Annotated in this window: 23 protein-coding genes; 13 read left to right on the top strand and 10 right to left on the bottom strand. The window is 64.5% G+C overall.

Going from position 1 to position 26,897, the window contains the following annotated elements; translation table 11 throughout:
* Positions 1-7: 7 nt before the first annotated feature.
* The 11 genes from algK (at position 8) to BGP85_RS17610 (ending at position 13,336) form a co-directional block, all read left to right on the top strand.
* A complete protein-coding gene (gene algK, locus BGP85_RS17660) occupies positions 8-1,435 on the top strand; it encodes an alginate biosynthesis TPR repeat lipoprotein AlgK (protein ID WP_103449153.1) in 1,428 nt (475 codons plus the stop codon).
* Positions 1,432-2,910, top strand: coding sequence for an alginate export family protein (locus BGP85_RS17655; RefSeq protein WP_103449151.1), 1,479 nt, complete (start codon positions 1,432-1,434; stop codon positions 2,908-2,910). Before algK ends, BGP85_RS17655 begins: the two co-directional genes overlap by 4 nt.
* A 16-nt stretch (positions 2,911-2,926) precedes the next feature.
* Positions 2,927-4,486, top strand: coding sequence for a mannuronan 5-epimerase AlgG (gene algG, locus BGP85_RS17650; protein WP_103449146.1), 1,560 nt, complete (start codon positions 2,927-2,929; stop codon positions 4,484-4,486).
* 13 nt (positions 4,487-4,499) lie between these two features.
* The gene (locus BGP85_RS17645; protein ID WP_103449145.1) at positions 4,500-5,942 is read left to right on the top strand and encodes an alginate O-acetyltransferase; all 1,443 of its coding nucleotides are present in this window, start codon (positions 4,500-4,502) and stop codon (positions 5,940-5,942) included.
* A 7-nt stretch (positions 5,943-5,949) separates the two neighbouring features.
* The gene (locus BGP85_RS17640; protein ID WP_103449143.1) at positions 5,950-7,053 is read left to right on the top strand and encodes a mannuronate-specific alginate lyase; all 1,104 of its coding nucleotides are present in this window, start codon (positions 5,950-5,952) and stop codon (positions 7,051-7,053) included.
* A gap of 94 nt (positions 7,054-7,147) precedes the next feature.
* The gene (locus BGP85_RS17635; protein ID WP_103449141.1) at positions 7,148-8,605 is read left to right on the top strand and encodes an MBOAT family O-acyltransferase; all 1,458 of its coding nucleotides are present in this window, start codon (positions 7,148-7,150) and stop codon (positions 8,603-8,605) included.
* A 10-nt stretch (positions 8,606-8,615) separates the two neighbouring features.
* Positions 8,616-9,773, top strand: a complete 1,158-nt coding sequence (locus BGP85_RS17630; RefSeq protein ID WP_103449139.1) for an alginate O-acetyltransferase — start codon at positions 8,616-8,618, stop codon at positions 9,771-9,773.
* 20 nt (positions 9,774-9,793) lie between these two features.
* Positions 9,794-10,441, top strand: coding sequence for an alginate O-acetyltransferase AlgF (locus BGP85_RS17625; RefSeq protein WP_103449137.1), 648 nt, complete (start codon positions 9,794-9,796; stop codon positions 10,439-10,441).
* A gap of 35 nt (positions 10,442-10,476) precedes the next feature.
* Entirely contained in the window at positions 10,477-11,931 is a 1,455-nt protein-coding gene (locus BGP85_RS17620; RefSeq protein WP_103449135.1) for a mannose-1-phosphate guanylyltransferase/mannose-6-phosphate isomerase, read from the top strand.
* Positions 11,932-12,031: 100 nt separating this feature from the next.
* A complete protein-coding gene (locus tag BGP85_RS17615) occupies positions 12,032-12,496 on the top strand; it encodes a multidrug transporter (protein WP_103449133.1) in 465 nt (154 codons plus the stop codon).
* 15 nt (positions 12,497-12,511) lie between these two features.
* Complete coding sequence (locus BGP85_RS17610; RefSeq protein WP_103449131.1) at positions 12,512-13,336, top strand: SDR family oxidoreductase; 825 nt, start codon at positions 12,512-12,514, stop codon at positions 13,334-13,336.
* 45 nt (positions 13,337-13,381) lie between these two features.
* On the opposite strand, the gene BGP85_RS17605 is transcribed toward BGP85_RS17610, so the two are convergent.
* The 5 genes from BGP85_RS17605 to BGP85_RS17585 all read right to left on the bottom strand — a co-directional run bounded on the left by BGP85_RS17605 (position 13,382) and on the right by BGP85_RS17585 (position 19,289).
* Positions 13,382-14,176 carry an SDR family NAD(P)-dependent oxidoreductase gene (locus BGP85_RS17605; RefSeq protein WP_103449129.1) on the bottom strand — a complete coding sequence of 265 codons (795 nt, stop codon included), beginning with the start codon at positions 14,174-14,176 and terminating at the stop codon, positions 13,382-13,384.
* Positions 14,177-14,189: 13 nt separating this feature from the next.
* The gene (locus tag BGP85_RS17600; protein ID WP_103449127.1) at positions 14,190-15,644 is read right to left on the bottom strand and encodes an efflux transporter outer membrane subunit; all 1,455 of its coding nucleotides are present in this window, start codon (positions 15,642-15,644) and stop codon (positions 14,190-14,192) included.
* Complete coding sequence (locus BGP85_RS17595; protein ID WP_103449125.1) at positions 15,641-16,702, bottom strand: HlyD family secretion protein; 1,062 nt, start codon at positions 16,700-16,702, stop codon at positions 15,641-15,643. Before BGP85_RS17595 ends, BGP85_RS17600 begins: the two co-directional genes overlap by 4 nt.
* A gap of 27 nt (positions 16,703-16,729) precedes the next feature.
* Entirely contained in the window at positions 16,730-18,271 is a 1,542-nt protein-coding gene (locus BGP85_RS17590; RefSeq protein ID WP_103449123.1) for an MFS transporter, read from the bottom strand.
* Between the two features lie 109 nt (positions 18,272-18,380).
* Complete coding sequence (locus BGP85_RS17585) at positions 18,381-19,289, bottom strand: LysR family transcriptional regulator (protein WP_103449121.1); 909 nt, start codon at positions 19,287-19,289, stop codon at positions 18,381-18,383.
* 274 nt (positions 19,290-19,563) lie between these two features.
* Here BGP85_RS17585 and BGP85_RS17580 point away from each other — a divergent pair, with 274 nt between their 5' ends.
* Complete coding sequence (locus BGP85_RS17580; protein WP_103449119.1) at positions 19,564-20,013, top strand: universal stress protein; 450 nt, start codon at positions 19,564-19,566, stop codon at positions 20,011-20,013.
* Here BGP85_RS17580 and BGP85_RS17575 read toward each other — a convergent pair.
* From BGP85_RS17575 to BGP85_RS17555, 5 genes are all read right to left on the bottom strand, one after another.
* Positions 20,010-20,669 carry an Abi family protein gene (locus tag BGP85_RS17575; protein WP_103449117.1) on the bottom strand — a complete coding sequence of 220 codons (660 nt, stop codon included), beginning with the start codon at positions 20,667-20,669 and terminating at the stop codon, positions 20,010-20,012. The genes BGP85_RS17580 and BGP85_RS17575 overlap by 4 nt on opposite strands.
* Before the next feature lie 259 nt (positions 20,670-20,928).
* Complete coding sequence (locus tag BGP85_RS17570) at positions 20,929-21,789, bottom strand: efflux RND transporter periplasmic adaptor subunit (RefSeq protein ID WP_103449115.1); 861 nt, start codon at positions 21,787-21,789, stop codon at positions 20,929-20,931.
* Between the two features lie 10 nt (positions 21,790-21,799).
* Entirely contained in the window at positions 21,800-22,000 is a 201-nt protein-coding gene (locus BGP85_RS17565; protein WP_103449874.1) for a DUF1656 domain-containing protein, read from the bottom strand.
* Positions 22,001-22,004: 4 nt separating this feature from the next.
* A complete protein-coding gene (locus tag BGP85_RS17560; protein ID WP_103449114.1) occupies positions 22,005-24,182 on the bottom strand; it encodes an FUSC family protein in 2,178 nt (725 codons plus the stop codon).
* Positions 24,179-25,708 carry an efflux transporter outer membrane subunit gene (locus tag BGP85_RS17555; protein ID WP_103449112.1) on the bottom strand — a complete coding sequence of 510 codons (1,530 nt, stop codon included), beginning with the start codon at positions 25,706-25,708 and terminating at the stop codon, positions 24,179-24,181. Before BGP85_RS17555 ends, BGP85_RS17560 begins: the two co-directional genes overlap by 4 nt.
* 180 nt (positions 25,709-25,888) lie before the next feature.
* Between BGP85_RS17555 and BGP85_RS17550 the strand changes: the two genes are divergently transcribed.
* Positions 25,889-26,836 carry a LysR family transcriptional regulator gene (locus BGP85_RS17550; protein WP_103449111.1) on the top strand — a complete coding sequence of 316 codons (948 nt, stop codon included), beginning with the start codon at positions 25,889-25,891 and terminating at the stop codon, positions 26,834-26,836.
* The last annotated feature ends 61 nt before the right edge of the window (positions 26,837-26,897 follow it).

The raw sequence follows: 26,897 nt of genomic DNA, 5'->3' as shown, positions 1-26,897 counted from the left end.
TCCCGTGATGATTTCCCATAAGAAAAGCGCAAGCCTGGGCCTCTGTGCCCTGGCTGCGGCGGTCGCCCTGGCCGGCTGTGCGGGCTTGCCCGACCAGCGCCTGGCCAACGAAGCCCTCAAGCGCGGTGACACCGCGCTGGCCGAGCGCAACTACAAGGCCCTGGCCGACCTCGGCTACAGCGACGCGCAAGTGGGCCTGGCCGACATCAAGGTAGCCACCCGTGAGCCGGCGAAAATCCGTGAAGCCGAAGCCACCTATCGCGCTGCCGCCGCTACCTCGCCCCGTGCCCAGGCACGCCTCGGCCGCCTGCTGGTGGCCAAGCCGGACAGCACCCAGGCCGAGCGCGAGGAAGCCGAAACCCTGCTCAAGCTCGCCGCCAAGCAAGGTGAAGGCAATACCCTGATCCCGCTGGCGATGCTCTACCTGACCTACCCGCAGAGCTTCCCCAAGGTCAACGCCCAGCAGCAGATTGACCAGTGGCGCGCCGCCGGCAACCCGGAAGCGGGCCTGGCCCAGGTGCTGCTGTACCGCACCCAAGGTACCTACGACCAGCACCTGGGCGATGTCGAGAAAATCTGCAAGGCCGCCCTTAACACCACCGACATCTGCTACGTCGAGCTGGCCACCGTGTACCAGAAGCGTGGCCAGGCCGATCAACAGGCCGCCCTGCTCGGCCAGCTCAAATCCGCCTATGCCCGTGGCGCGGTGCCGGCTACCCGGGTCGACAGTGTCGCCCGCGTGCTGGCTGACCGCAGCCTCGGCCAGACCGACGAAAAAGCCGCCAAGGACCTGCTCGAACAGGTCGCCCCGGCCAACCCGGCGTCCTGGGTCAGCCTGGCGCAGCTGCTGTACGACTTCCCCGAGCTGGGCGACACCGACCAGCTGATGGCCTACATCGACAAGGGCCGCGAAGCCGAACAGCCACGCGCTGAGCTGCTGCTGGGCCGCCTGTACTACGAAGGCAAGACCTTGCCCGCCGATGCGGTCAAGGCCGAGCAACACCTGCAGGCCGCCGCCGACGCCGGCGAAGTCAGCGCCCATTACTACCTCGGCCAGCTGTACCGCCGCGGCTACCTGGGCAAGGTCGAGCCACAGAAGGCTGTGGACAACCTGCTGACTGCCGCCCGTGGCGGCCAGAACAGCGCCGACTATGCCCTCGCCCAGCTGTTCAGCGAAGGCCATGGCATCCGCCCGCAACCGGGCAACGCCTGGGTGTTCGCCCAGCTGGCTCAGGTCAACCCGACGCCACAGTCCAGCGAACTGCTGCAGCAGCTCGACCAGCAACTCACGCCTGACCAGCGCAGCCAGGCGCAGAGCCTGCTGGCGCAGGAGAAACAGGCCCGCGGCAGCATGGTTCAGGGCGCCAACAGCACCCTGGCCCTCGAAGCCCTGCAAGACGACGAAAAAGAAGTAGACGGTGAGGACTCGCTATGACGCTCAATCCCTTCGTGAAAGCCGGCATCGGCCTGAGCTTCGCCCTGCTGTGGTCCTGCCCGACCCTGGCGGACATGACCGCCCAGAAGAACTTCGGCCTGGATGTGAAGATCACCGGCCAGTCAGAAGACGACCGTGACCTCGGCACCCGCTCCGGCGGCGACGTAAACGGCCTGGGCCTCGACCTGCGCCCGTGGGTCTACGGCGAGCGCGGCAACTGGAGCGCCTACGCCATGGGCCAAGCGGTTGCGGCCACCGACACCATCGAAACCGATACCCTGCGCCAGAACGACGACGGCACCACCACCGACACCGGCGACGACAGCCGCAAGCCCGACAAGAGCTACCTGGCCATGCGCGAGTTCTGGGTCGGCTACAGCGGCCTCACCGCCTACCCGGGCGAGCAACTGCGCCTCGGCCGCCAGCGCCTGCGCAGCGACGACGGCATGTGGCGTGACACCAACATCGAAGCGCTGAACTGGACCTTCGACACCACCTTGCTCAAGGCCGACCTGGGCGTGGCCCAGCGCTTCAGCGAATACCGCACCGACCTCACCGAGCTGGCCCCGGAAGACAAGGACCGCACGCATATCTACGGCAACGTCGCCACGCAGTGGACCCCTGGCCACTGGGTGGGTGTACGCGCCCATCACACCCATGACAGCGGCAGCCTGAAGAACCCGGGCGAAACCGTCGACGCGCTGGACAAGACCCGCACCGGCGACCTCACCTGGCTGGGCCTGGAAGCCAACAGCGACGCCTACAACTGGCGCAACGACCACACCGTCAACTACTGGGGCAGCGTCACCTGGCTGACCGGCAACCGCGACACCCTGAGCTCACAACTGGTCGGTGACGACCAGGTCGCTACCGGCAAGCAGAGCGGCGACGTCAACGCCTGGGCCACCGACCTTGGCATCCGCCTGCGCCTGGACCCGCAATGGCAGGTCGGTGCAGCCTACGCCCGCGGCAGCGGCGGCGGAGGCGACGATGGTTCGAACAACTTCGAGCAGACAGGTCTTGAGAGCAACCGCTCCAACTTCACCGGCACCCGCTCGCGCGTACACCGCTTCGGCGAAGCCTTCCGCGGCGAGCTAGGCAACCTGCAGGCGGCCACCCTGTTCGCCTCCTGGCAGCTGCGCGACGACTACGACGCCAGCCTCATCTACCACAAGTTCTGGCGCGTCGACGGCAACCAGAACATCGGTTCCAGCGGCATCAACGCGGTGGTCGACGACAACGGCGTGAACCGCCAGCTGGTCGACGGCGAAAAAGACCTCGGCCAGGAAATGGACGTGGTCGTCACCAAGTACTTCAAGCAAGGCCTGCTGCCGGCCTCGATGAGCCAGGCGATCGATGAGCCTTCCGCCCTGGTGCGCCTGCGTGCCGGTGTGTTCAAGCCGGGCGATGCCTACGGCAAGGAAACGGACTCGTACATGCACCGCGCCTTCGTCGACGTGATCTGGCGCTTCTGAGGCCGGGAGACCCCTGATGAACCTTCACCCGCACATCCGTCACAGCCTCCTGGCCAGCGCTTTGCTGCTGGCAAGCCACCTGGCTGTCGCCGCAGAGCCCCAGGTGATCGCCAAGGAGCTGCAGCAGGCCAAGACCTACACCGTGGCCAGCGCTCCGATCGAGCCGCTGCAGATGGACCCGCCGAAACTGCCCGACCTGACCGGCTACACCGCCGCAGCGGTGCAGAAGAAGATCGACCGCCGTCACAAGGGCAAGGTCAGCGTCCGGCGCATGTTCCAGGAGGACACCCTCAAGGAATTCGTCGGCGGCGACAACAAGGCCGCCGAGTGGGTGCAGCGCCAGCATGGCATTCCCCAGGCGATCTTCATCGATGACGGCCATATCGACCTGGTCGAACTGAGCAAGAAGGTGCCCAAGCAGTACCTCAGCGAAGTCGAACCAGGCGTGTACCTGGCGCGCCTGCCGATCGTGGTCGGGCAGAAGGGCATTCTCGAGATCGATGGCAAGGTCAAGCAGCTGCGCCTGTCCCAGGAAGGCGGTTCGTTCCTGGTCAACGACGGCAAGCTGTTCGTCACCGACACCCAGGTGACTGGCTGGCGCGAGAAGGACAACGGCCCGGCGACCTTCCGCTCGCCCAAGGAATTCCGCCCGTTCCTGTTGTCGTGGGGCGGTACCGAGACCTATATCGTCAACACGAAGATGGCCAGCTTCGGCTATGCCAAGTCCAAGTCGTACGGCGTGAGCATTTCGCAGTACACACCGAACATGTCCCAGCGCATGGGCCGCCCGGAGCCGACCGGCTGGATCATCGGCTCGACCTTCAGCGACATGTGGTACGGCTTCTATTGCTACGAGACCTCCGACTTCGTGGTCAAGGACAACACCTACCACGACAACATCGTCTACGGCATCGACCCGCACGACCGTTCGCACCGCCTGATCATCGCCGGCAACACCGTGTACGGCACCAAGAAGAAGCACGGCATCATCGTTTCCCGTGAAGTCAACGACAGCTGGATCATCAACAACAAGAGCTACGACAACAAGCTCTCGGGCGTGGTGATCGACCGCAACAGCGTCAACAACCTGGTGGCCTACAACGAGATCTACCGCAACCACACCGACGGCATCACCTTGTATGAGAGCGGCGACAACCTGATCTGGGGCAACAAGCTGATCAACAACCGTCGCCACGGTATCCGCGTGCGCAACAGCGTGAACATCCGCCTGTACGAGAACATCGCCATGGCCAACGGCCTGGTCGGCGTGTACGGGCACATCAAGGACCTGTCCGACACCGACCGCGACATCGCCCTCGACCCGTTCGACACCAAGGTGTCGCTGATTGTGGTCGGCGGCGAGCTGGCGGCCAACGGCTCCGGCCCGCTGTCGATCGACTCGCCGCTGTCGGTCGAGTTGTACAAGGTGTCCATGCTCGCCCCGCGCAAAGCCAGCGGCATCAGCCTCAACGGCATCCTCGGCGAGCGCCAGGACGAAATCCTCGACCTGCTGGTGCGCCAGCAGAAGGCCGTGCTGATCGACCCGGTCGAACGCCAGACCGAAATGATCGATTAAGGAAGCCCAGACCATGACTCCACACCTGATGAAACTGCTGGGCCTGTCCGCCGCCCTCCTGGCCATCAGCCAGGGCGTGCGCGCCGACGAAGTGAAGGCCCCGACCTTCACCGCCGAACCTTGCTGCCAGCTGTGCCCCGAGGCGCATGACGCCAGCCGCTACACCACCCGCTACCAGCAGAACTTCACCACGCTGGTGCAGGCCCAGGGCGACTGGCTGTTCCGGACCCGCGAAGACCTGCGCACCGAGTTCAACACCACACCGGCCGGCTACAAGCGCCTGCAGCAGGTGCACGATGCGTTCAAGAAACGCGGTGTGGAACTGGTCGTGGTCTATCAGCCGACCCGTGGCCTGGTGAACCGCAACATGCTCAAGCCCGACGAGAAAGCCGCTTTCGACTATCAGAAGGCGCTGGGCAACTACCAGGCCATGCTCAAGCGCTTCGCCAGCATGGGCTACAACGTGCCCGACCTGTCGCCGCTGACCAACGAGCAGCTGGCCGCCGCCGACCAGGGCAAGGATTTCTACTTCCGCGGTGACCAGCACTGGACGCCCTACGGCGCCGAGCGCGCGGCCAAGATCGTGGCCGACACCGTGCACAAGATGCCGGCCTTCGAAGGCATCCCGCGCAAGGAATTCGAAACCCACAAGTCCGGGCGCATGGGCAAGACCGGCACCCTGCACAACGTTGCCGGCCAGCTCTGCGGCACCAGCTACGCGGTGCAGTACATGGACCAGTTCGCCACCGAACCGAAAGGCTCGACCGGCGGCGGCGACGACCTGTTCGGTGACAGCGGCAACGCTCAGATCACCCTGGTCGGCACCAGCCACAGTGGCAAGAACTACAACTTCAGCGGCTTCCTCGAGCAGTACATCGGCGCCGACGTGCTCAACGTCGCCTTCCCCGGTGGCGGCCTTGAAGGCTCGATGATCCAGTATCTGGGCAGCGAAGAATTCCAGAACCACCCGCCGAAGATCCTCATCTGGGAGTTCTCGCCGCTGTACCGCCTGGACCAGGAGACCATCTGGCGGCAGATCCTCGGCCTGCTCGACGACGGCTGCGATGCGCGCCCGGCGCTGATGAGCGCCAGCACCACGCTCAAGCCTGGCAAGAACGAGCTGATGGTCAATGGCAAGGGCGGCGTGATCAAGGACCTGGTCAACCGCAACCTGCAGATGGACATCAAGTTCGAAGACCCTTCGGTGAAGGTGCTGCAGGCGACCCTGTGGTACCTCAACGGCCGCCACGAGGACATCAAGCTGGAAAAACCGGAAACCTCCGATACTGACGGCCGCTTCGTCTTCCAGATGCGCGAAGACGAGGACTGGGCCAGCCAGAACCTGTTGGCCTTCGAGGTCCAGGGGCCGGAAAGCGGCACCCAGAAAGTCGAGGCCAAGCTCTGCAAACGCAACAACTTCGCCGTGCCCGCGCAGACTGCGCAGGCCGGACAGTGAGGCGATCATGACCCTATTCAAGCGAATCTTCAGCCCCGCCCTGCTCACCCTTGCCATGTTCGGTAGCGCCGCCCATGCCGCACTGGTGCCCCCGCAGGGTTACTACGAGGGCATCGAGAAGCTGAAGACCGGGGACGGCAACTTCCGCTGCGAACCGGCCCCCAAGCCGTACACCGGCGCGCTGCAGTTCCGCAGCAAGTACGAAGGCTCGGACAAGGCCCGGGCGACGCTCAACGTCGCCTCGGAAAAAGCCTTCCGCAAGTCCACCGAAGACATCACCACGCTCGAGAAGGGCGTGAGCAAGATGGTCGGCCAGTACATGCGTGATGGCCGCCCGGCGCAGCTCGATTGCACCCTGGCCTGGCTCGGTAGCTGGGCTCGCGCCGATGCGCTGCTGTCCACCGACTACAACCACACCGGCAAGTCCATGCGCAAATGGGCGCTGGGCAGCATGAGCGGGTCGTGGCTGCGCCTGAAATTCTCCAACTCGCAGCCGCTGGCCGCGCACCAGGCCGAGGCCGAGCTGATCGAGAAGTGGTTCGCCCGCCTCGCCGAGCAGACCGTGCGCGACTGGAGCGACCTGCCGCTGGCGAAGATCAACAACCACAGCTACTGGGCGGCCTGGTCGGTGATGGCCACCGCCGTGGCCACCGACCGCCGCGACCTGTTCGACTGGGCCGTGAAGGAATACAAGATCGGCGCCAACCAGGTGGACGATCAGGGCTTCCTGCCCAATGAGATCAAGCGCAAGCAGCGCGCCCTGGCTTATCACAACTACGCCTTGCCGCCGCTGGCAATGATCGCCAGCTTCGCCCAGGTCAACGGCGTCGACCTGCGCGCCGAGAACAACTTCGCTCTGCAACGTCTGGGCGAGGGCGTGTTGGCCGGTGCCCGCGACCCAAGCCACTTCAAGGAGCGCGCCGGTGAGAAGCAGGACCTGACCGATCTCAAGGTCGACAGCAAGTACTCCTGGCTCGAACCCTGGTGTGCGCTCTATCACTGCGTTGGCGACACCCTGCAGCGCAAGCAGCACATGCAGCCGTTCAACAGTTTCAGGCTCGGCGGCGACATGACGCGGGTCTACGACCCGAGCGCAGAATCGAAGAAATAACGCGCCCCCGCGGGGGCTAGGTCCCCCCACCTTTGGCGTGGGGGGTTTGGGGGGCGCTGTGCCCCGGATGCTGTGAACAACAAGGAGAACCGGGATGGTCTTCTCGTCCAACGTGTTCCTGTTCCTGTTCTTGCCGGTCTTCCTCGGCTTGTACTACTTGAGCGGGCAACGCTATCGCAACCTGCTGCTGCTGGTCGCCAGCTACATCTTCTACGCCTGGTGGCGAGTCGACTTCCTCGCCCTGTTCGCTGGGGTGACCCTGTGGAACTACTGGATCGGCCTGAAAGTCGGCGCCGCCGGCGTGCGCACCAAACCGGCCCAGCGCTGGCTGCTGCTCGGCGTCGGCGTGGACCTGGCGATCCTCGGCTACTTCAAGTACGCCAACTTCGGCGTCGACAGCCTCAATGCGATCATCACCTCGTTCGGCCTGGAGCCTTTCATCCTCACCCACGTGCTGCTGCCGATCGGTATCTCGTTCTACATCTTCGAGTCGATCAGCTACATCATCGACGTGTACCGCGGCGATACCCCGGCCACCCGTAACCTGATCGACTTCGCGGCGTTCGTGGCGATCTTCCCGCACTTGATCGCCGGCCCCGTGCTGCGCTTCAAGGACTTGGTCGACCAGTTCAACAACCGCACCCACACCCTGGACAAGTTCTCCGAAGGCTGCACCCGCTTCATGCAGGGCTTCATCAAGAAAGTGTTCATCGCCGATACCCTGGCGGTGGTCGCCGACCATTGCTTCGCCCTGCAGAACCCGACCACCGGCGACGCCTGGCTGGGTGCCCTGGCCTACACCGCGCAGCTGTACTTCGACTTCAGCGGCTACAGCGACATGGCCATCGGCCTGGGCCTGATGATGGGCTTCCGCTTCATGGAGAACTTCAAGCAGCCGTACATCAGCCAGTCGATCACCGAATTCTGGCGGCGCTGGCACATCAGCCTGTCGACCTGGCTGCGCGACTACCTGTACATCACCTTGGGCGGCAACCGCAAAGGCACCTTCAACACCTACCGCAACCTGTTCCTGACCATGCTGCTGGGCGGCCTGTGGCACGGTGCCAACTTCACCTACATCATCTGGGGCGCCTGGCACGGCATGTGGCTGGCGATCGAGAGGGCGCTGGGCATCGACACCAACCCGCAGCGCTTCAACCCGGTCAAGTGGGCCTTCACCTTCCTGCTGGTGGTGGTCGGCTGGGTGATCTTCCGTGCCGAGAACCTGCACGTCGCCGCCCGCATGTACGGCGCCATGTTCAGCTTCGGTGAGTGGCAGCTGTCGGAACTCAACCGCGCCCAGCTCACCGGCCTGCAGGTGGCGACCCTGGTGATCGCCTACCTCACCCTGGCGTTCTTCGGTCTGCGCGACTTCTACCGCAACGCGAACCCGACGGCGAACGCCACCCCGGTGCAAGTCAACGCCGACGGCTCGATCGGCCTGGACTGGACCCGGGTGATGACCCGCGCCCTGATCCTGCTGCTGTTCGTGGCCTCGATCCTCAAGCTTTCGGCGCAGAGCTACTCGCCGTTCCTGTACTTCCAGTTCTGAGGTGGATGACATGACCCGGACATTACGCGTCACCTATTCCCTGTCGTTCCTCGGCCTGCTGGTGGGCATGGGTGCCTGGTCCACCGGTGGCTTCGAGAGCTTCCACCGTACCGAGCAGATGACCCTGCTCAACGGCAAGCTGGCCAAGGCCGCAGAAACCCACTACGACGACCAGTTCCCGATCAAGCGCCTGGGCACCAACCTTTGGGCCGCACTGGACTTCAAACTATTCAACGAAGGCCGCCCTGGCGTGGTGCTGGGCCGCGACCAGTGGCTGTTCAGCGACGAAGAGTTCAAGCCCACCGCCGGTGCCGAACAGCTGATGCAGGACAACCTGGCACTGATCCGCGGTGTGCGTGACACCCTGCAGAAGCATGGCAGCCAGCTGGTGCTGGCGATCATCCCGGCCAAGGCACGGGTGTATTCCGAATACATCGGCAAGGAGCAACCCGCCAGCCTGCATGACGACCTGTACAACCAGTTCCATGCCCAGGCGCGCCAGGCCAACGTGTTCGCCCCTGACCTGATGGCTGCACTGGAGCAGGCCAAGGCTCGTGGCCAGGTGTTCCTGCGCACCGACACCCACTGGACGCCGATGGGTGCCGAAGTGGCGGCGCAGGCACTGGCCGAAGCGGTCAGCCGCCAGAGCCTGCTCAACGGCGACCCACAGACTTTCATCACCGAGGCCGGCAGCACCGCCCCGTACAAGGGCGACCTGACCAACTTCCTGCCGCTGGACCCGCTGTTCAGCAACCTTTTGCCGACCCCGGACAACCTGCAACAACGCACCACCCGTCCAGCCGAGGCCGAAGGCGATGGCAACGACGCCCTGTTCGCCGACAACCAGATCCCGGTCGCCCTGGTGGGCACCAGCTACAGCGCCAACCCGCACTGGAACTTCCTTGGTGCGCTGCAACAGGCACTGCACAGCGACGTCGCCAACTACGCCGAAGACGGCCACGGCCCGCTGCTGCCGATGCTCAAGTACCTGCAGAGCGATGCCTTCAAGAACGCCGCGCCACAAGTGGTGGTGTGGGAATTCCCCGAACGTTATCTGCCCATGACCAACGACCTCAGCAGCTTCGACCCGCAGTGGATCGCGCAGCTGAAGAACTCCAGTCAATCCGAAGAAAACCTGGCCTTGTCGTCCACCCGGACGAATCACTGATCGATAGAGAGGAAATGCACATGACTACCAAGACTTCCATTGCCAAAGCCCTCACCCTCGCGGCCGGCCTTTCCCTTGCGTCCATGCAGGCCTTCGCCGGTGCCGACGCCGCGCTGTACGGCCCGAGCGCACCAAAGGGCTCGACCTTCGTGCGCCTGTACAACGCTGCCAGCGCCCCGGCTGCGGCCAGCGTCGGCAACACCCAGATCAAGCAGGTTGGCGCCCAGGCCAGCAGCGACTTCAGCTTCCTGCCGGGCGGTGACTACACCGCCCAGGTTGGCGGCAAGAGCGTGCCGGTGAAGCTGGCTGCGGACAAGTACTACACCCTGGTCAACAGCACCAGCGGCAGCCCGCAGCTGATCGAAGAACCACCGTTCAAGAACAAGCAGAAAGCCCTGGTACGCGTGCAGAACCTCAGCGACCAGGCAGTGACCCTGAAAACCGCCGACGGCAAGACCGAAGTGGTGCCGTCGGTGGCCACCAAGGGCCGTGGCGAGCGTGAAATCAATCCGGTCAAGGTCAACCTGGCCTTGTTCGAAGGCAACAAGAAAGTCAGCGACCTGAAACCGGTCGCCCTGGAGCGTGGCGAAGCGGCCGTGCTGTACGTAACGGGTTCCGGCAGCAACTTGTCGCCGGTGTGGGTAACTCGCCCCGTGGCTAGCAACTGATCCCCCTGCCTCATAACGACTATTGGAGAAACATGATGATCCCGGTAATTCTTTCTGGTGGTAGCGGTTCGCGTCTGTGGCCTCTGTCGCGCAAGCAGTTCCCCAAGCAGTTCCTGGCGCTGACCGGTGAACACACTCTGTTCCAGCAGACCCTCGAGCGCCTGCGCTTCGAAGGCATGGACACCCCGGTCGTGGTCTGCAACAAGGACCACAAGTTCATCGTCCAGGAGCAGCTCGCGGCGCTGAAACTGGAAACCCAGGGCATCCTGATGGAGCCGTTCGGTCGCAACACTGCGCCAGCGGTGGCGATGACGGCCATGAAACTGGTCAACGAAGGCCGTGACGACTTGATGCTGGTGCTGCCTGCCGACCACGTGATCGACGACCAGAAGGCCCTGCAACGTGCCCTGGCCCTGGCCACTGTGGCCGCCGAGCGTGGCGAAATGGTGTTGTTCGGCGTGCCCGCGACCAAACCGGAAACCGGCTACGGCTATATCCGTTCCAGCCAGGACGCATTGCTGCCCGAGGGCGTGGCCCGGGTCGCCCAGTTCGTCGAGAAACCCGACGAAAAACGCGCCGCCGAGTTCGTCGCCGCCGGTGGCTACTTCTGGAACAGCGGCATGTTCCTGTTCCGCGCCAGCCGCTTCCTCGAAGAACTGAAAAAGCACGACTCCGACATCTACGATACCTGCCTGCTGGCCCTGGAGCGCAGCCAGGAAGATGGCGATATATTGAGCATCGACGAAGCCACCTTTGCCTGCTGCCCGGACAACTCAATCGACTACGCGGTGATGGAGAAGACCCAGCGCGCCTGCGTGGTACCGATGTCGGCCGGCTGGAGCGATGTGGGCTGCTGGTCGTCGCTGTGGGAGGTCCACGACAAGGACCCCAACGGCAACGTCACCAAGGGCGACGTGGTGGTGCAGGACAGCCGCAACTGCATGATCCACGGCAACGGCAAGCTGGTGTCGGTGATCGGCCTGGAGAACATCGTCGTGGTCGAGACCAAGGACGCGATGATGATTGCCCACAAGGACAAGGTCCAGGGCGTCAAGCAGATGGTCAAGACCCTCGACGAGCAGGGCCGCAGCGAAACCCAGAACCACCTGGAAGTGTATCGCCCGTGGGGCTCGTACGACTCGGTGGACATGGGCGGCCGCTTCCAGGTCAAGCACATCACCGTCAAGCCGGGCGCCAGCCTGTCGCTGCAGATGCACCACCACCGTGCCGAACACTGGATCGTGGTCTCCGGCACCGCCGAGGTGACCTGTGACGAAAACGTGTTCCTGCTTACCGAAAACCAGTCGACCTACATCCCGATCGCCTCGATCCACCGCCTGCGCAACCCGGGCAAGATCCCGCTGGAGATCATCGAGGTGCAGTCCGGCAGCTACTTGGGCGAGGACGACATCGAACGCTTCGAGGATGTGTATGGACGCACCTCGACGCCGATCGAGCGCGGCGTATCGGTGAAGACCATCGCGCAGTAAGCAATACCCAAGGGGCCGCCAATGCGGCCCCTTACTTTTGAGGCCGACCCGATTTGGCGCTACGATGGTCAGACCTGCGCAACCAAGGTCTGCCTGCCCCATGATCATCGGTGCCTTTCTCATCCTCACCTGGCTGGTGCTGCTGTTGCGCTACCCGGCCAAGGCCTTGCCGATCACCCTCGCCGCCGTCTGTGGCCTCGGCCTCGTGGCAATGTTCGTCATCTGGCAAGACAGCCGCGAAGCCTCGCAACTGGCACGCCTGGAACTGCGTCTTGCCTATGCTCCCGAACACTGCCCTGCCGACCGAGCGCTGCAAGTGCGCATGAAGAACGGCAGCCAGGCGCCACTGACCGAACTGCGCTGGCGCGTGGCGGCGTACGCGCCGGGCGATACCGTGAACCTGGCGGAAAACACCTACAACGCACCGCGCTATCGCGGGCCGGGTGAATTGCAACCTGGGGCCGAGTGGAAGGACTGCCTGCCACTGCCGCCGCTGCGCTCCGGCTACCGGCCGCAGACCCTGGAATTTCGCGCTGAACACCTGCAAGGCTCATTCGCCAATTAATTGAAGGCTTACTCCATGCCCACCGTCCTGATCACTGGTTGTTCCAGCGGCATCGGCCGCGCTCTGGCCGACGCCTTCCGCGATGCCGGCCACGAAGTCTGGGCCACGGCCCGCAAACCCGACGATGTCGAGCAACTGTCCGCCGCCGGCTTCACCGCACGGCAACTGGATGTCAACGATGGCGAAGCGCTCAGGCGCCTGGCCGATGAGCTGGAAGCGCAACACGGGCGCCTCGACATGCTGATCAACAACGCCGGCTACGGCGCCATGGGGCCGCTGCTCGATGGCGGCGTCGAGGCGCTGCGCCAGCAATTCGAGACCAACGTCTTCGCCGTGGTTGGCGTCACCCGCGCACTGTTCCCGCTGCTGCGCCGTGCGCGCGGGTTGGTGGTGAATATCGGCAGTGTCTCGGGCGTGCTGGTCACGCCGTTCGCCGGGGCCTACTGCGCGTCCAAGGCTGCCGTGCATGCCTTGAGCGATGCCCTGCGCCTGGAGCTGGCGCCGTTCGGAATTCAGGTGATGGAAGTGCAGCCCGGAGCGATTGCCTCGCAGTTCGCCAGCAATGCCCAGCGCCAGGCCGAAGAGGTGTTGGCGGCGGATTCGGCGTGGTGGCCGCTGCGCGAGCATGTGCAGGCGCGGGCGCGGGCGTCGCAGGATAAGCCGACATCAGCGGCGGTGTTTGCCCAAGGGGTGTTGGCGGCAGTGGGCAAGTCGCCGGCACCGGCGGTGGTGCGGTTGGGCAATGGCAGCACGGCGTTGCCATTGATGGCCCGGTTGCTGCCTACGCGGTTGCTGGATTGGGCATTGCGCAAGCGCTTTGGGTTGCTGAGGCCTCTCTGAGCTCTGTACCGGCCCCGCGAAGAGGCCGGAACAGGCAACGGACAATCAGGCGATGGAGCGCAGTACCCCGCCATCCACCCGCAAGGCAGCCCCGGTGGTGGCACTGGCCTGCATCGATGCCAGGTACACCACCATGTTGGCCACTTCCTCCACCGTCGCCAGCCGCTTGATCAGCGAAGTCGGCCGGTGCTCGGCGAGGAAATTGGCCTCCAGCTCATCGGTGGAAACACCCTGTTCCTGCGCCAGCTTGGCAAAGAAGTCGCCCACCCCTTCCGAGCGGGTCGGCCCCGGCAACACCGAGTTCACGGTCACCCCGGTACCGGCCAAGGTCTCAGCCAGGCCACGGGAAACCGCCAGCAGCGCTGTCTTGGTCATGCCGTAATGAATCATCTCGGTCGGGATCTGCAACGCCGACTCGCTGGACAGGAAGACCACCCGCCCCCACTTGCGCTCGGCCATGCCCTGGGCGTAATGGCGCGACAGGCGCACGGCGCTGAGCACGTTGACGTCGAAGAAGCGCTGCCAGTCGGCATCGTCGATCTCAAAGAATGGCTTGGGCTCGAAGATACCGAGGTTGTTGACCAGGATATCGGTATGCGGCACTTGATCGAACAGCTGCTGCGCGCCCTCTGTCGTGCTCAGGTCGGCGGCGATGCCGATGATTCGCGCTTGCGGCAAACGCTCGCGCACGGCCTTGAGCGCGTCGTCGACACGGGCCTGGGTGCGGCCGTTGAGTACCACTTCGGCGCCCGCCTCGGCCAGGCCGATAGCGATGGCCAGGCCAATGCCAGCGGTGGAGCCGCTGACGATGGCGCGCTTGCCGTTCAAGGAAATTTGCATCTGTGCTCCCTCTCTAGCTGTGAGAATGCTGCGGCTGCTCATCGAATGCCTGCCAGCCTCCGCCCAAGGCCTTGTACAGGCCCACCAGCGCCTGCGACACCGCGGCAGAACTGTCGATCAACTGCTCTTCGCTGGCCAGCAAGGCCCCCTGCACGGTCAGCACGTTGAGAAAGTCCACCGCCCCTTCCACATACTGGCGCTGGGCGGTTTCCAGGGCGATGCGGTTCTGTCGCACCGCTTCGGCCAGGTGATCGCGACGCAACTGACTGGCGTTGTAAAGGCGTAGCACATCGTCGATTTCGTGCCAGGCGCCGAGCACCACCTTGCGGTAGTTCAACGCGGCCTCCTGCTGCTGCGCCTCGCGCAGTTCCAGGGTGCCTTTGAGCCGGCCACCCTCGAAGATCGGCAGTGACAGCTGCGGGCCGAAGGCAAAGCGGCGCGAATCCCAGCCGCCGAAATCGGCCAGTTGCATGGCCTGGAAGCCGACGTTGCCAGACAGACGGATGCTGGGATAGAAGTCGGCCTTGGCCACCCCAATACTCGCGGTGGCAGCATGCAGGCGCGCCTCGGCCTGGCGAATGTCGGGGCGCCGCTCGGCCAGCTCGGACGGCAGGCCGATGGCGAACGTCTGCTGCGGTGCCGGCAGCTCACCACCCTGCAGCAACTCGGCCTGCAGGCTGCGTGGCGGTTCGGCGGCAAGCAGGCTGAGGGCGTTGATCAGGTCGTCGCGCCGGGCTTCAAGGCTTGGCAGGCGCGCCTCGATGGACGCCACCTGGGCGCTGGCCTGGGCTACATCAAGGCGGGTAGCTACACCTTCGGCCTGGCGATCCTGGGAGAGCTTCAGGCTGTGTTTGGCGACCTTGAGGTTGTCGCGGGTCACGTCCAGGGTGTGCTGCACGGCACGCAGCTGAATGTAGTTGCCGGCGGTTTCCGAGAGCAGCGCCAGCAGCACGCCGCGGCGGTCGTTCTCGGCCACTTCGACCGTGGCATCGGCCGCCTCAACCTGGCGACGCACGCGGCCCCACAAATCCAGCTCCCAGCCCGCCACCAAATCGCCCTGCCAAAGGTTGAAGGCCTCCTTGCCCGCCTTGCCGGACGGATCGTTCAGGCCTACGGCACTGTTGCGAGCGCGGCTGTAGCCAGCGTTGACGTCCACCGACGGTGATTCGTCGGCCGCCACCGTGCTGCGCAGGGCGCGGCTTTGCAGCAGGCGGGCACTGGCCATCTGCAGGTCGAGGTTGTTATCGGCCACGCGCTGGATCAGTGCGCTCAGGCGGGCATCATGAAAGGTTTCCCACCAGCGCAGTTCCAGCGGTTCGGCTTGTGGCTGGCTGGCAGCGGCCTCGCCTTGCAGCGCCGCCCATTGCTGTGGTGCCTGGCTGTCCGGGCGCTGGAAGTCCGGCCCCAGGGTGCAGCCGGCCATCAGCACGGCCAGCAACAGCGGGCTCAAGCGTACGGCAGGTTTCATCGGGCGCTCACCTCTTTGCCGGCCAGCTGGTCGCCGTGGGTGTCGATGGTTGCTTCCACCGACATGCCCACACGCAGGCGTTCGAGCAGCGGCTGGCCGTCATCGAAGACGATCTTCACCGGAATGCGTTGCACCACCTTGGTGAAGTTGCCGGTGGCATTGTCCGGCTTCACCGCAGCGAAGGTCACGCCAGTGGCCGGGGCGATGCTCTCGACGTGGCCCTTGAGGGTTTCACCGGAGAAGGTGTCGACGCTGATGCTGACCGGCTGGCCTGGCTGCACATGGGTCAGCTGGGTTTCCTGGAAGTTGCCGACCACGTAGGCATGCTGCAGCGGCACCACCGACAGCAGCCGTGCGCCCGGGTTGACGAAGGCGCCGACGCGCAGCGCCCGCTCGCCGACCATGCCGTCGACCGGCGCGGTGATGCGGGTGTAGGACAGGTCCAGCTGGGCCTTCTCCAGGCCGGCTTCGGCCCGTTTCAACTGACCATCGGCACTGGCCACCTGGGCCGTGAGGATGTCCACCTGCTTGCGTGTCGCCACCAGCGCTGCCTGAGCGTTGGCCAAGCGTGCGCGGGCCTGGTCGACCCGGCTGCGTGCCTGCTGGGCGTTCTGCACGGTGCCGGCGCCCTGCTCGGCCAGGCGGCTGTAGCGGTTGACCTCATGGTCGGCGAACGCTGCTTCCGCCTGGGCCGCCGTCACCGCTGCCTGAGCCTGGGCAATCACTGCGGCCTGGCGCTCCAGGGTGGCGCGGGCATCGGCGCTCTGCGCCTTGGCCACCAGCAGTTGTGCCTGGGCCGCATCCAGCGCAGCCTGGTAATCGCGGGCATCGATGGTCGCCAGCAACTGGCCGGCCTGCACCTGCTGGTTGTCTTCGACCAGCACTTCCTTGATGAAGCCGGCAACCTTGGGGGCGACCACGGTGTAATCGGCGATGACGTAGGCATCGTTGGTACGCTGGCGGTGGTCGCTGCCGAACAGCCACGGGCCGACGATGCCGGCCAGCACGGCCACGGCGAGCACCGAGCCGATGAGAAGGGTCTTGCGGTTGTTGGTCATGTTCAGTGTCTCGAATTCATCCAGGGTTCAGGCCACCGCGCGCGGCGGATAGACCCGGGTAGGCACGAAAGGAATCAGGCAGATCAACGCCACGGCGATGCAGGCCATGACCAGGTACAGGTCGGCCGAAGTCAGCACCAGCGCCTGGTCATGGAGGCGCTTGGCAAGGCCGACGGCGTTGTCGTCGATCAGCGGGGCATTGCCCAGGCTGTCCACCAGGTGGTTGGAATGAAAGTGCCGGCGCAGGGTGCCCAGGGCATCCAGCAGGCCACCGGCAATCACTGCGGCCAGGCCTTTGACGGTGTTGAACCAGCTGGAGGCGAACGGCCCTTCCTGCGGGCTCATGCCGTTGGTGGACAGCATCAGCAGCGGCAGCACGGCCATTGGCTGGCCAAATACCTGCAGCAGGTAGAACGGGTAGAAATCGCCACGGATCCACTCGCTGGTCAGCAAGCTGCTACCCACGCACGACACCGCCAGCATGGCCAAGCCGATGGCCAGCACCCAGCGGCAGTCCACCGCACGGATGTTGCACAGCGCTGCGGTCAGTGGCAGCGCGATCAGCTGCGGCATGGCCACCAGCAGCATCAGCGGGCTGGTCTGCGCCGGGCGGTAGCCCTGGATCTGCGCCAGGTACGCCGATGGAATGCTGCCCACGCCGGACAACACGATCAGCACGCCGGCCAGGGTCACCAGGGCGAAGCTGAGGTTGCGCCGCTGTAGCATGCGCAGCTGGAAGAACGGCAGCGGCTCGGACCATTCGTTGTACATGAACAGCACCAGCAGCAGCACGCCACCGCCGAGCAACCAGCAGATCAGCGGCGAATCGAACCAGCCCCAGCGGTCACCCAGCGACAGGCCGAGGACAATGCTGCTGATGGCCGGCAGGCCGAGCAACACGCCGCGCCAGTCGAACTGCTTGAAGCGCTCCAGGCGCAGCGGGTCCTGCGGCAGGCCCCAGCCGACGCAGAACATGGCCAGCGCCGAGGGCAGGATGATCTGCCAGAACGCCCACTGCCAGCCGACGTACTCGGTCCACAAGCCAGCCAGCGGCGTGCCGAGGTTGGGCCCGAAGGTGGCGGTCAATGCGTAGCAGGCCAGCCCATAGACCTTGATGCCAGGTGGCAAAAAACGCAGCGCCACACTCATCAGCATCGGCGGCAAGGCACCCGAGGCGAAGCCTTGAAGCACACGCAGCAGCATCAGGCTGTGCAGGTTGGGGGCGAACGGTTGCAACAGCCCGAGCACGGCAAACAGGCCGACCGCAACCATGGTGAAGCGGCGTAGGGAAAAAGTAGTGGCCAGCCAGGGGGCGAAGGCCATGGCCGACACCGACGCGGCGCTGTACACCGCCAGCAGCCAGGCCCCTTCGTCGGCGCCAATGCCCATGGCGCCGCGAATGTCAGCGAGGGAAATCTTGGTGACCGACTCGTTGAGGCCGGCACACAGCACGGCCAGCAATACACCGAACAGCCCGACCACCACCCGCAGGCCGAACGCCGTCTGCACAGGCGCGGCCGGCGCGGGGGCGGCGACAATCGCGGCAGAAGGGGCGGACAGGGAACCCATGGGCAGACATCTCCAGCAACAAACTTGCGACTGGAGCCAGTCTAAGAAGGTCGAATGCTGACGAAAACTGACTTCTCGGCAGGTTTAAGTTGCGCCAGGCGCAATCCGCTCAAGGGTCGACGCTGCAGCAGGCCTTCAAGGTCTGCCGCAGCCAGCGGTGCGCCGGGTCGTTGTGAAAGCGCGGGTGCCACGCCTGCAGCACGGTCACCCGCTCCAGCGGCACCGGGATCTCGAACGAACGCAAAGGCAGCCCGAGCTTGTACACGCTGTTGAGGATATTGGCCGGCATGGGCAGGATCAGGTCCGAATCCGGTAGCGAGAACAATGCCGAATGGAAACTCGGGGTAATCAGCGCCACCCGCCGCTGCACCTTGAAGTTGGCCAGTTCGACATCGATCGGCCCGTTGGCCCGGCCACGGCGGGACACGCTGATCTGTGGATAACTGGCGAAGCTGGTCGGAGTGATCGGTTGGTCGAAGATCGGATGGTCACGTCGGGCAAGGCCTACATAGTAAGTCTGAAACAAGCTCTGCACCTTGATCTCCGGGCCCAGGTCGACGGTCGAGCTGATGATCAGGTCGGTGCGTCCATCGCGCAGCACACTGTCATCATCGCCACCGGGGCTTTCTGGCACGAAGCGCAGCACCGTGCGCGGCGCCTGCTCATGCATGCGGTGCAGCAGCTGGGCGCCATACAAGGCGATAAACAGGTCATTGGTGCGAATGTTGAAGGCGCGATCGAGCCTCGGCAGGTCGACTTCATCGGCGCTGCGAAACACCTCGCCGGCTTGCTCCACCAAAGCCGCCACCTGCTCGCGCAGGGCCAGCGCCCGCGGCGTCGGCACCAGGCCACGGCCGGCGCGCACCAGGATCGGGTCGCCCAGGGCATCGCGGATACGCCCAAGCGTGCGGCTCATCGCCGCCGGGCTCAGGTTCATGCGCTGCGCGGCGCCGACCACGCTGCCTTCATCGAGCAGGGCATCGAGGGCGACGAGCAGGTTCATGTCCGGGAGTTGCATGGCCGTTTTCCGTGACAGCTGTGGGGAAAGGCGATGGTAGCAGGTTGGTGGATTGCACCAGACGCAATGCGCTCGTGCGTGGTGGGGCATTTATTCACTGGCCGTGTTCGGCCATAAATGAAGGATAGGCAGGTTCGGCCCTTTCGCGGGGCAAGCCCGCTCCTACAGGAATCCCACAATGCTCACGTGATGTGCAGTAACTGTGGGAGCGGGCCTGCCCCGCGAAAGGGCCGAGCCTGCAAGCACATCAGCCAGCCTCAACTTAGGATTCCGCATGCCCAGCCCCGTCCTGATCGCCATCGATGCCTCACCTGCCTCCACAGCCCTGCTCACCCTCGCCCGCCGCTACTGCCGCCCCGGCGAGCACGAACTGCACGTACTGCTGGCCATCGACTCAACCTTCGCCGTGCACGACAAACTCGCGCCCTACACCGCCGAGGAACTGGAGGAATACCCTGCCGCCTGCGAGGAGCAACGCCTGGGTGATCGCGCCGTGGGTGAAGCCGTTCAGTTACTGCAACAGGCCGGCTTCAGCAGCCAAGGCTGCATGGTCGCCGGGCAGCCGGTCGAGGCGATTGTCACCAAGGCGCAGGCACTGAATTGCGAGCTGATCATCATGGGCCACCGCCACCTGTCGCGGTTGGGGCGGCTGCTGGACCCGTCGATCAGCGCGAAGGTGATTGACCGGGTTGAGGTGCCGGTGTTGGTGGGGGCCGCTTGCTAGCAGTCTGTGACGGCGCAGCTAACCCAGTTTGACCATGCTTCGGGAAATCCATCATAGCGGGTAAGCCAGGGTTTCAATTCAGGGCTTACCCAGCTGATAACCTCCAGGCAGAGCAAATGCCGTTGGCGAATATCGGGGGCCAACCAGAGCAAGGCATCATGGTGAGCGGCTCTGTTACGTAGATCCCGAATCAGATTCAGTACCTTGGAAATTTCATTTCGTTGTCGCCTTTTCTTCGGGCAACGTGGAAAGGCAAGGCGTAATTCCTTGCAGAACGCCTGCTCATGGCGAGTATTAAGCAGTGAGACCCAAAATCCGAAGCTCAAATCGGAAATGATCTTGTCAGGTGTTGCTGTATGACGCTTCACCTTGATTGATGATCTGGCTTTCTCGATTTCCGACCGATCAAGGGGCGTAAGCGAGTCCGCAACCTCCCACCAGTCGCCTCGCCCGTACTTGTGCTTCAAGGCCTGATGCATGGCATTGCGCAGACTGACTTCCAGCACATGCAGGCATGGGTAGATGGCTTGCCCCAACAACATATTGTGAGCGTAAGCTGTAGCGGCAGCGGCTTTTCGAGGGTTGATCGCGTATCGGGCAAGGCGTGGCTTGGAAAAAGACTGCTCGAGGGATTGGCTCCAGTCCTGGTTTGTCAAACTCGTCCATCCTGTATTAGCATTCGCGGTGCAGCCCTAAGTTGCCCTCTCCCAGAAGACCTGATGGTCATGCTGGTGATGACGCTAGGTACGTATCAATGGCCCCGCATTGCGGGGCCATTCCTTTTCCGGATCGCCATAGCCGGCAACGCGAAAACGGCATTGTGCAACGCGAGCTACATTCAGCTCATGCCATCCACTTCCTACCCTCTTGTAGTCCTTTTCCCAAAGATATAGATACGGCCAACATATACTTTGGCTATTCCTCGCCCGGCTTCACCACCACCGTACAAGTCGTCCCCGCCGCCAGCAGGAAACCGTCCGGCACTTCATCGATGTGAATCCGCACCGGCACCCGCTGCGCCAGGCGCACCCAGTTGAAGGTCGGGTTCACATCGGCGATCAGCTCGCGGCTCTGTGGGTTGTCGCGGTCGTAGATACCGCGGGCGATGCTCTCCACATGCCCCTTGATACGCTCACCGCTCATCATCTGCAGCTCGGCCTGGTCGCCGACCTTCACATGCGGCAACTTAGTTTCCTCGAAGAAGCCGTAGACCCAGAACGAGTTCTCGTCGACCACCGCCATCACCGCTTCGCCGGTACGCGCATAGTCGCCCTTGTGGATGTTCAGGTTGGTCACGTAGCCGTCTACCGTGGCGACGATATGGGTGCGCTTGAGGTTCAGCTCGGCCGCCGCCAGTTCAGCCTGGGCCTGTTGGTAGTCGGCCAGGGCGGAGTTGGCGATGTTGCTGGCGTCGTCGCGGTTTTCCTTGGAGATCACCAGGTTGTCCATGTCGGCACGGCGCTTGGCGTTGACCTTGCGCATTTCCCAGGTGGCCTTGCGCGAGGCGACAAGGGCCTTGGCCTGGTCGACCGCCAACTGGTAGTGCTCAGGGTCGATCTGGATCAGCAGGTCGCCCTTCTTCACCCGCTGGTTGTCCTTGACGGGGACGTCCACCACATAGCCCGGCACATCGGCGGCGACGTTGATGATGTCGGCGCGCACGCGGCCGTCGCGGGTCCATGGCGTGGTCATGTAGTGCAACCACAACTGGCGACCGATCACCACGGCAGCGGTCAGCACCAGCAGGGTGGCGATCAGGCTGAAAAACTTTTTCATCGAAGGATTCTCACCAGTAGAGCGACAGCGCCAGGGCGCCGAACAGGCAGACGAACAGGCTCAGGCGCAGCAGCGCCGGGTGCCAGAAGAAGCGGTAACCATCATGGCTGGCGATGAACCGGTCCAGGCCCCAGGCCAGGCCGAGAGCGAACAGGAACATCAGGGTCATGGTGGGCAGGTACACGCCATGGAAGGCGATCTCGCGGGGCATGATTTCACGGAGCACGGTGCAGTCCTTTCGCCGGTGCCAGCGGCGACTGTGGGTCCAGCAGGGATGAACGGATGAAGTGCAGGTAGCTCTGCGCACGGCGCAGCACCGAAGTGTCGAAGTGCCGGGCGAAGGGTTCGTCGGTGGCCTGCACGCGAGCGATGGCGTGGTCCACCGCGACCAGGGCACGTTCGTGGTTGCTGGCGCTGGGCTGCAGGAACAGGCGGGCCAGGGCGCGCCCCATCACACGAATGGCCTGGCGCCACGGCTGCGACTCGGCGTAGGCCGGGTGGATCGGCGCACGGGCCTGCTCCTTGCGCAGTTCGATGATCGCGTGGCCGATTTCCAGCACGGTGAACATCCAGCCCATCAGCTGGCTCTGCACCTGCGGCTTGCCGGCAGCCAGGCCATAGGCCTGGTGCAACAGGTCGCGGGTGCGGCTTTCGAAGGCCGAGCCAAGGCCGCGCAGGCGCCCGCTGATGGCGAACAGCACCTGCCCGCGCAGCTCCTGCTCCAGGCGGCTCCACAGCCAGCGGCTGTTCGGCGGCAGGATGATCGCCCCCGCTGCGGCGCAGACGAACATGCCGATGACCATGCCGATGTAGTCGTTGATGAAGCTGTACGGGTCGTAGACGGTCAGGTTGTTCGGCACCGAACCGATGGCGAAGAACACCAGCAGGCCGATGCCGTAACCGGCGTATGCTGGCCGCGACGACAGAAACGCACCGAGCACGAACACCGGCGCCAGGACCATGCACAGCAGCGGGAAGCCATCGATCCAGGGGAACACGAAGAAGGTTTCGAAGAAGCCGATGAAGGCACCGATCGCCGTGCCGCAGGCCATCTGGAACGACATGCGTTTGGGGTTCGGCGAAGCGGCCGAGAGGCCCACGGTGACGGTGGCGATCAGGGTCATCATGGCGCCGCTGGGCCAGTCGCTCATCAGCCAGTAGCTGCCCAGCAGCAACAGCACTGCCGAGGCACGCACACCGGCGGCCAACGACACCAGCCAGCTGGTCTGCGCCACGTAGGGCTCATCCCACTGCTCGCGCTCGTGCTTGTGCGCAGCCAGCGAGGCGTGGGTTTCGGCGTAGCTGTACATCTCGTCGACGAAGCGGTAGAGCAGCTCGAATGCGGTATGGAAGTCGAGCAGGTCGGATTCGCTGGGCTGGGTTGCCACATAGTCGGCGCGCAGGCCACGCACCTGCGCCTGCAGGCCTTCCTTGTAGGCCGCCAGCTCCAGGGTCAGGCGCAGCGCATCGGCGTCAGTCAGCGCCCGGCCGACATAAGGCTGCAGCAGCTCCACCAAGGTGTTCAGGCCCGGCTCGATGGCGCCGACAATCTGCAGCGGGCCGCGGGCGCGCAGGCGCTCCAGCAGGCGGTGCAGGGCGTTGAAGCGCGTGGTGATGGCCATGAACTCGCTGTTCATGCGCACCAGCCGGCCAGAGCGGCGGCGCATGTGCGGGTCCTCGAAGGCGGTGACGTTGCGCAGGCTCTCCAGCCCCACCGCCTCGGCGACGAAGCGCACGTTGCTGGTTTCGAAGCGGTCGCGCTGGCTATCGCCGCGCAAGGCTTCCACCACCACCCCGGCAAATACGCCAAAGCGCTGGTACAGGGCGTTGCGCATGGCGGCACTGGCCGACTGCGGCAGGATCGCGGCGCTGACGAAGGTCGACACCAGGATGCCCAGGGCGATTTCCAGTACCCGCCACACGGCCGCCATGAACGCCTGGTCCGGGTGCTGCAGCACGGGCAGGCCGATCATCGCCGCCGTGTAGCCGGCGAGCACGAAGCCATAGGCGCGGAAGGTGCGGTAGCGCATGGCGCCGGCCGAGCACAGGCCAACCCACACCGCCAGGCTGGGCAGGAACAGTTCGGTGTTCTGCGGGAAGATGGCAATAAGCGCGACCATCATCGCCGAGCCGGCCAGGGTGCCGAGCACCCGGTAGAAGCTCTTGGCGAACACATGGCCGCTCTGCGGCTGCATGACGATGAACACGGTGATCATCGCCGTGCGCGGTTGCGGCAATTCCAGGCGCATGGCCAGCCACAGCGTGATGAACGCGGCCGCCAGCACCTTGAAGATGTACACCCAGGTCACCCCGTCGGTGCGCGCCCAGGCAAAGAAGCCCCGGCGCCATTCCAGGCTCTGCAGCCAGCGCACGGGCAAACTGGAAGTGCTCATTCGGCGTTATCCGGCTTCTTGTCGAAAATGGCCAGGGTGGCCGGGGTTTTCGGCGCGGCCTGGTGTTCTTCCTTCGGCACGTCCTGGCCAGCCTGCAGGCCGCCGCCCAGGGCGGTGACCAGCTCGGCATGGGCAATCAGGCGTGCAGCCTGCACCTGCTGCTGCACCTGCTGTTGGCGGAACAGCAGGGTCTGCGCATTGAGCACGTTGAGGTAGTCGGTCAGGCCGCGCTGGAAGGCCACCGTGGCGATGTCGTAGGTCTTCTGCGCAGCGGCCACCGACTCGGCGGCGAAGTGCGACTGTTCCTTCATCGATTCACGGCGGATCAACTGGTCGGAAATGTTTTTCAGCGCACCGACCACGGTCTGGTTGTAGCGCGCCACGGCCACGTCATAACCCGCCGAGGCCACGCCCAGCTGCGAGCGCAGGCGGCCGCCGTCGAAGATCGGCAGGCTGATCGCCGGGCCGACGTTGTAGTTGAACTTGCGCCCGGTCAGGAACTCCAGCGGGCCGCCGCCAGTGGCCATGAAGCCGAGGCTGCCGACCAGGTCGACGTTGGGGAAGAAACCACCATGGGCGACATCGATGCCGCGAGCCTGGGCGGCGACCTGCCAACGGCTGGCGACCACGTCCGGGCGCTGGCCGACCAGTTCGGCAGGCAGGTTCGACGGCAGTTTCAGAGGTGCGGCGAGGGCCAGGGTCGGCCGTTGCAACTGCGCGCCCTCCCCTGGGCCTTTGCCGGCCAACGCCGCCAGCTGGTTGCGGGTCAGGGCGATTTCCTCGTCGAGGCTGTCTAGCTGGCGATGGGTTTCGGGCAGCGGCGCCTCGGCCTGGCTGACCTCGAAATGGGTGCCGATGCCGCCGTCCAGGCGGCGCTTGGCCAGGGCCAGGATCTGTTCCTGCTGTTCGAGCTCGGCCTTGACGATGTCGCGCTGGGCGAAATGCAGGCTCAGCTGGATGTAGGCACGCACCACGTTGTTCTGCAGTTCCAGCTGGGCCTGGCGGGCCTCGGCCACGCTCATGTGCGCCTGGTCCACGGCCTGCTCGCTGGCGTTGCGTTCGCGGCCCCACAGGTCCAGCGCGTAGCTGAAACCGAAGGCGGCGTTGTTGTCCCAGGTGTTGGCGCCCGACAACGCGCCTGGGCCGTAGAACTGATCCTCGGGCCAGTTGTGCCGCTTGAGCGTGGCGTCACCATTGACCTGGAGCTTTTCCGCCGACTCGACCACACCGGCCATGGCCTTGGCTTCACGCACTCGCGCCGCCGCCATGGCCAGGCTCGGGCTACCGGCCACGGCCAGGTCGATCCAGCGGTCGAGTTGTGGGTCGCCATAAGCCTGCCACCAGCGCTGGTCAGGCCAGTGCGCGTCGCTGGCCGCTTCGCGAATGGCCGCGTCGGTGGTCAAGGTATTGGCTTGCAGGGTCTTGCTTTGCGGGGCGATACCCCAGGTTCCGATACAGCCGCTCAAGGTGAGACTAAGGGCACAGGCACTGAACACTTGAAGCGTTCTGATGATGCGACGCGGCACAGCTGCGATTTCCCGAGGAAGAGGTGGAGGGGCCGGGCAATTCTAGGGGGCCGCCGCACTGGCGATAAGCGCATATTCCTGCGAATCTTTGTTACCGAAACAGCGATAATCCGGCTTTGGTCGAACGCACATTCGCGTTACTTCGTGACACAATTTCGTCCTCTACCTTGAGAGTGACCCATGGACACCCTGCAAAACATGCGTGCTTTCAGTTGCGTAGCCCAGCTAGGCAGCTTTACTGCTGCCGCGGCGCAACTGGATACGACCACCGCGAACGTGTCGCGGGCGGTCTCCAACCTGGAAGCCCATCTGCAAACCCGGCTGCTCAACCGCACCACCCGGCGCATCGCCCTGACCGAGGCAGGCAAGCGTTACCTGATGCGCTGTGAACAGATCCTCACCTACGTCGAAGAAGCCGAAGCCGAAGCCAGCGATGCCCATGCCCGGCCTGCCGGCCAGCTGAAGGTGCATTCGATGACCGGGGTCGGTCAGCACTTCGTGGTCGATGCCATCGCCCGCTACCGCGAGTCGCACCCGGACGTGACCTTCGACCTGACCATGGCCAACCGCGTGCCCGACCTGCTCGACGAGGGCTACGACGTGTCCATCGTGCTGGCCACAGAGCTGCCGGATTCCGGTTTCGTCTCGCAGCGCCTGGGCATCACCTACAGCATTGTCTGCGCCTCGCCCGAGTACGTGGCCAAGCACGGTTTTGCGCATAAGCCGGTCGACCTGCTCAAGCACTCTTGTCTGCGCATGGTCAGCCCGGTGATTCCGCTGGAAAAATGGCTGTTCGACGGCCCGGAAGGCCAGGAGCTGGTGAACATCACCAGCTCGCCGTTCCAGGTCAACTCGGCGGATGCGATGAAAACCGCAATCCGCAGTGGCATGGGCATGGGTGTGTTGCCGATCTATTCGGTCATCGATGGCTTGCGTGACGGCAGCCTGGTCCGGGTGATGCCGGAGTACCGGTTGCAGGAGCTGAACCTGTATGCCATCTACCCTTCACGCCAGTACCTGGATGCCAAGATCAAGACCTGGGTCGAGTACCTGCGCAACTCGCTGCCGGAGATTCTGGCGGCCCATGAAGCCGACCTGAAAACCCATGAAATGCTGATCGCCAACTGAAAAAGCTGCTGCACGGCGGCGGTGGACAATGGTAGGTTGCTAACCAATCAACCCCAGCCAC

Origin of the sequence: Pseudomonas putida (assembly GCF_002906855.1) — a bacterium.
Lineage (GTDB): Bacteria > Pseudomonadota > Gammaproteobacteria > Pseudomonadales > Pseudomonadaceae > Aquipseudomonas > Aquipseudomonas putida_N.
Note: the sequence above shows the minus strand (reverse complement) of the source record. Positions and strands in the feature narration are given on the sequence as shown.

Coding starts and splice junctions, on each gene's coding strand:
- algK (WP_103449153.1), top strand. CDS start 8: ATGATTTCCCATAAGAAAAGCGCAAGCCTGGGCCTCTGTGCCCTGGCT.
- BGP85_RS17655 (WP_103449151.1), top strand. CDS start 1,432: ATGACGCTCAATCCCTTCGTGAAAGCCGGCATCGGCCTGAGCTTCGCC.
- algG (WP_103449146.1), top strand. CDS start 2,927: ATGAACCTTCACCCGCACATCCGTCACAGCCTCCTGGCCAGCGCTTTG.
- BGP85_RS17645 (WP_103449145.1), top strand. CDS start 4,500: ATGACTCCACACCTGATGAAACTGCTGGGCCTGTCCGCCGCCCTCCTG.
- BGP85_RS17640 (WP_103449143.1), top strand. CDS start 5,950: ATGACCCTATTCAAGCGAATCTTCAGCCCCGCCCTGCTCACCCTTGCC.
- BGP85_RS17635 (WP_103449141.1), top strand. CDS start 7,148: ATGGTCTTCTCGTCCAACGTGTTCCTGTTCCTGTTCTTGCCGGTCTTC.
- BGP85_RS17630 (WP_103449139.1), top strand. CDS start 8,616: ATGACCCGGACATTACGCGTCACCTATTCCCTGTCGTTCCTCGGCCTG.
- BGP85_RS17625 (WP_103449137.1), top strand. CDS start 9,794: ATGACTACCAAGACTTCCATTGCCAAAGCCCTCACCCTCGCGGCCGGC.
- BGP85_RS17620 (WP_103449135.1), top strand. CDS start 10,477: ATGATCCCGGTAATTCTTTCTGGTGGTAGCGGTTCGCGTCTGTGGCCT.
- BGP85_RS17615 (WP_103449133.1), top strand. CDS start 12,032: ATGATCATCGGTGCCTTTCTCATCCTCACCTGGCTGGTGCTGCTGTTG.
- BGP85_RS17610 (WP_103449131.1), top strand. CDS start 12,512: ATGCCCACCGTCCTGATCACTGGTTGTTCCAGCGGCATCGGCCGCGCT.
- BGP85_RS17605 (WP_103449129.1), bottom strand. CDS start 14,176: ATGCAAATTTCCTTGAACGGCAAGCGCGCCATCGTCAGCGGCTCCACC.
- BGP85_RS17600 (WP_103449127.1), bottom strand. CDS start 15,644: ATGAAACCTGCCGTACGCTTGAGCCCGCTGTTGCTGGCCGTGCTGATG.
- BGP85_RS17595 (WP_103449125.1), bottom strand. CDS start 16,702: ATGACCAACAACCGCAAGACCCTTCTCATCGGCTCGGTGCTCGCCGTG.
- BGP85_RS17590 (WP_103449123.1), bottom strand. CDS start 18,271: ATGGGTTCCCTGTCCGCCCCTTCTGCCGCGATTGTCGCCGCCCCCGCG.
- BGP85_RS17585 (WP_103449121.1), bottom strand. CDS start 19,289: ATGCAACTCCCGGACATGAACCTGCTCGTCGCCCTCGATGCCCTGCTC.
- BGP85_RS17580 (WP_103449119.1), top strand. CDS start 19,564: ATGCCCAGCCCCGTCCTGATCGCCATCGATGCCTCACCTGCCTCCACA.
- BGP85_RS17570 (WP_103449115.1), bottom strand. CDS start 21,789: ATGAAAAAGTTTTTCAGCCTGATCGCCACCCTGCTGGTGCTGACCGCT.
- BGP85_RS17565 (WP_103449874.1), bottom strand. CDS start 22,000: ATGCCCCGCGAGATCGCCTTCCATGGCGTGTACCTGCCCACCATGACC.
- BGP85_RS17560 (WP_103449114.1), bottom strand. CDS start 24,182: ATGAGCACTTCCAGTTTGCCCGTGCGCTGGCTGCAGAGCCTGGAATGG.
- BGP85_RS17550 (WP_103449111.1), top strand. CDS start 25,889: ATGGACACCCTGCAAAACATGCGTGCTTTCAGTTGCGTAGCCCAGCTA.